A 3,624-nucleotide genomic window follows, 5' to 3' on the forward strand; every position below is an offset into this window, starting at 1 on the left:
TCAGCGCGAGGGCGTACACGTCCAGCAGTTGCGCGGCGGTGCGCGTGATGTCGTACCGGCGCACCACCGGGGGCGGCGGGAGCCGGCGTGCGCCGGCTTCCATGTGCCCGCGCAGCGCGGCGACCAGTTCCTCGGTGCCGGTGCCGATCCGGCGGGCCCCCGGGGCCTGCACGGCGGCGAGGTCGTCGATGGCGGGGCAGGTCACGTGCAGCACGGGCAGCCCGGCGGCCAGCGCCTCGACGACGGCGAGCCCGAACGCCTCCTCCCGCGACGGGGAGACGAACACGTCCATGGCGGCCAGCAGGGCGGGGATCCCGGGGGTGCGCCCGTCGGGGCTGTCGCCGAGCGGGTCGCGCTCGCCGAGCAGGTGGATCCGGCTCTGGGCACCCAGTTCGGCGGCGAGCAGCCGCAGCGCGGCCCGTTCGGGGCCGTCCCCGGCCAGCAGCAGGTGCGCGCCGGGGAGTGCGGCGACGGCCCTGACGAGTACGTCGAACCGCTTGCCCGGCACCAGGCGCCCCACCCCGCCCACCACGAAGGCGCGTTCGGGCAGCCCGGTCCGGCTCCGGGCGGCGCGGCGTACGCCCTCGTCGAAGCGGAAGCGGGCGGCCTCGATCCCGTTCGGGACCACGTGCACCCGGGCGGCGGGCACGCCCCACCCCTCCAGCCGGGCGGCGACGGTCCCGGAGACGGCGACGGTGGCCGCGCCGAGCCGCTCGCTCGCCAGGTACAGGGCGCGCACCCCGCCGGTGAGCGGCCGGCCCTCGATCTCTCCCTCGCCGAGGGAGTGTTCGGTGGCCACGGTGACCGGGACGCCGGCGAGCCGGGCCGCGAGGCGCCCGTAGACGCAGGCCCGGTAGAGGTGGGTGTGGACGAGGTCGTAGCGGCCGCGCCGGATGAACCGGACCAGCTTCGGCAGGGCGCCGAGGTCGCGGTTGCCGCGCATGCCCAGGTGCACGACCCGGACCCCGTCGGCGCGCAGCCCCTCGGCGACGGGTCCGGGGTTGGTCAGCGTCAGCACGTCGCAGGGCATCGGCATGTGCCGCAACAGCAGGCGCAGTTGCTGCTCGGCGCCGCCGACTCCCAGCCCGGTGATGACGTGCAGGGCCCTGACGTCCTTGAGGTCCTTGCGGTCCTTGCCGTCCTTCACGTCCCCGGCGACCTTCTCGCCCTTGCCGCCCTTCACGCCCTTGCCGCCCTTCACGCCCTTGCCGCCCTTCACCGCAGCACGCCCCTGCGCAGCTCCCGCACCTGGTGCCGCAGCCGCTTGACGCGCAGCCGTGCGGCTCCGTCGGCCTGGCTGACGTGGGTGCGCGGCAGGGCGTGGCGGCCGGCGAGCCCGCCGGGGGAGATCGCGCAGGCGTAGTCGTAGCCGGCGTCGCGGGTGGCTTCGACGACCCGGGCGTCGAGGTGCCCGTACGGGTAGCAGAAGCCGTCGGGGAGGCTGCCGGTCAGCTCGCGGATCAGCTCGCGGCTGCCGCGCAGCTCCTGCTGGAGGACGTCGTCGGGGGCGGCGGTGAGGTCCTGGTGGAGCAGCCCGTGGGAGCCGATCTCCTGTCCCGCGGCGGCGACTTCGCGGATCTGCTCGGCGGTGAGGAGGGGCTTGCGGGGGCCCAGCGGGTCCCAGACGTTGTCGACGCCGAGCCGGCCGGGCAGCACGAACAGGGTGGCCGTGCAGTCGTGCCGGCGCAGCAGGGGCAGGGCGCGGGTCAGGAAGTCGGTGTAGCCGTCGTCGAAGGTGAGGCCGACGAGGCCGCGGCCGCGTCCGGCGGCGCGGGCCCGCAGCAGTTCGCCGACGCCGACGCCGCGCAGCCCGCGGGCGCGCAGCCACAGCAGCTGTGCCTCCAGGGCGGCCGGGGTGACGGTGATCCCGTACGGGTCCTCGGCGGGGTCGGTGAACTCGGCGACCGAGTGGTACATCAGGACCCACGGGGCCGGGCTCCGGCGGGCGGGGCCCGTCACGGCGGCGGGGGCCGTGTCGGTGTCAGCGGACATGGCGGAACCTCTGGGTGAGCTGGGTGATCCGGTTGGCGGTGTGGGAGCCGAGCTGGGCGATCTGGCCGGGCAGGGCGGTGATCTCCAGCGCCCGTATGGCCATTCCGGTGGCTCCGAACATGGCGGGGACGAGCAGGCAGCCGAGGGCGGCGCTGACGAGCGGGTCGGCGATCATCGGGCCGGCGAGCCAGCCGGTGCCGCAGGCGGCGGCGGCCGCGACGGCGAGCCGGCCGATGCTGACGGCCACGCGGCGGACCTGGATGGCGACGATGCGGGAGCCGAGGCCGGTCAGGAGCAGGGCGGCGGTGGTGGAGATGCCGGCGGCGTTGGCGGCGGCGATGCCGTAGGTGCCCCACCAGCCGACGGCGAGGGCCCCGGCGACGATGTTGACCAGGAGTCCGGCGCCCATCGCGAGCGCCGGGAACCAGGTGGGCCGGGCGGTCGAGAAGAAGGGCCGGGACAGCGCGCCGACCAGGCAGTGGCCGAGCAGGCCGAGGCCGTAGACCCGCATCGCGGAGGCGGTGGCGAGGGTGTCCCGGTGGGTGAAGGCGCCGCGTTCGAAGAGGACCTGGATGATCTGCGGGGCGTAGCCGATGACGAGGGCGGTGCCCATGAGGACGGCGAGGGAGGCCAGCGCCAGGTCCTGTTCCACCCGCCTGCGGGCCTTCTCGCGTTCCCCGCCGGCCATGGCCTGGGCGACGACGGGGAAGGTGACGGTGCAGATCATCAGGGACAGCACCATCGGCATCTGCGCGACCTTCTGCGCGTAGTTGAGGTGCGAGATGGCGCCGGGCGGCAGGGAGGCGGCGAGGAAGCGCTCGACGAGTACCTGCGACTGCCGGAAGACCGCGAAGAAGATGACGGGGGCGATCACCCCGAAGGCGATGAGGGTGGGCCGGTCGCGGTCGCGCTGGCTGCGCGGGGCGCCCTTGGCGCGGCTGGGGGCGAAGCCGACGTTGCGGATGAAGGCGGGGAGCTGGACGAGGACCATCAGCAGCCCGCCGACGGCGACCCCGGCGGCGGCGGCCCGGACGCCCCACAGGGCGTGGAGGGCGACCATGGTGCCGATGATCCCGACGTTGTAGGAGACGTAGATCGCGGCGGGCGGCAGGAACGAGCGGTGGGCGCGCAGGGCGGCGCTGAAGTACCCGGCGATGCCGAAGGTGATGACGGTGAGGGCGGTCATCCGGGTGCACTGGACGGCGAGTTCGGGGTCGGGCAGGCCGGGTGCGAGGACGCCGACGACGAGCGGTGCGGCGACGATGAGGACGGAGGCCACGGCGGCGAGGAACACGGCGAGCCGGGGCAGGGTGGCGCCGACGAGGAGGCGTACGGGGTCGGCCGCGCGGGCCTCGCGGCGGGTGAGGCCGGCGCGGCTGGCGGCGCGGCGGGCGAGGGCGTGGCTGAAGGCGGGGACCATCAGCAGGGCCATGGCGTCCTCGATGAGGAGCGTCGAGGCCATCTCGGGGACGGTCCAGGAGATGAGGAAGGCGTCGCTGTCGTGCCCGGCGCCGAAGAGGTGCGCGATGGTCTGGTCGCGTACGAGTCCGAACCCTCCCCGGCGGCGGTCAGTCCGGCGGTGACGGCTGCGGCCCCCTGAACCGGCCGAGCGGAGCGGCCCCGCTGCCGCCG

Annotated in this window: 3 protein-coding genes; all 3 read right to left on the bottom strand. The window is 75.3% G+C overall.

Features of this window, described 5'->3' with window-relative positions:
• Positions 1-1,147 (bottom strand): glycosyltransferase (locus SSNG_RS14765; RefSeq protein WP_007264637.1); only part of this gene is annotated, 1,147 nt, incomplete at its 3' end.
• A gap of 68 nt (positions 1,148-1,215) precedes the next feature.
• A complete protein-coding gene (locus SSNG_RS14770; protein WP_007264638.1) occupies positions 1,216-1,992 on the bottom strand; it encodes a polysaccharide deacetylase family protein in 777 nt (258 codons plus the stop codon).
• Positions 1,982-3,624, bottom strand: a 1,643-nt coding sequence (locus tag SSNG_RS14775; RefSeq protein WP_128636968.1) for a lipid II flippase MurJ, incomplete at its 5' end; no start/stop codon positions are given. The genes SSNG_RS14770 and SSNG_RS14775, both read right to left, overlap by 11 nt.

The sequence above is a fragment of the Streptomyces sp. C genome, assembly GCF_000158895.1.
Taxonomy (GTDB): Bacteria; Actinomycetota; Actinomycetes; order Streptomycetales; family Streptomycetaceae; genus Streptomyces; species Streptomyces racemochromogenes.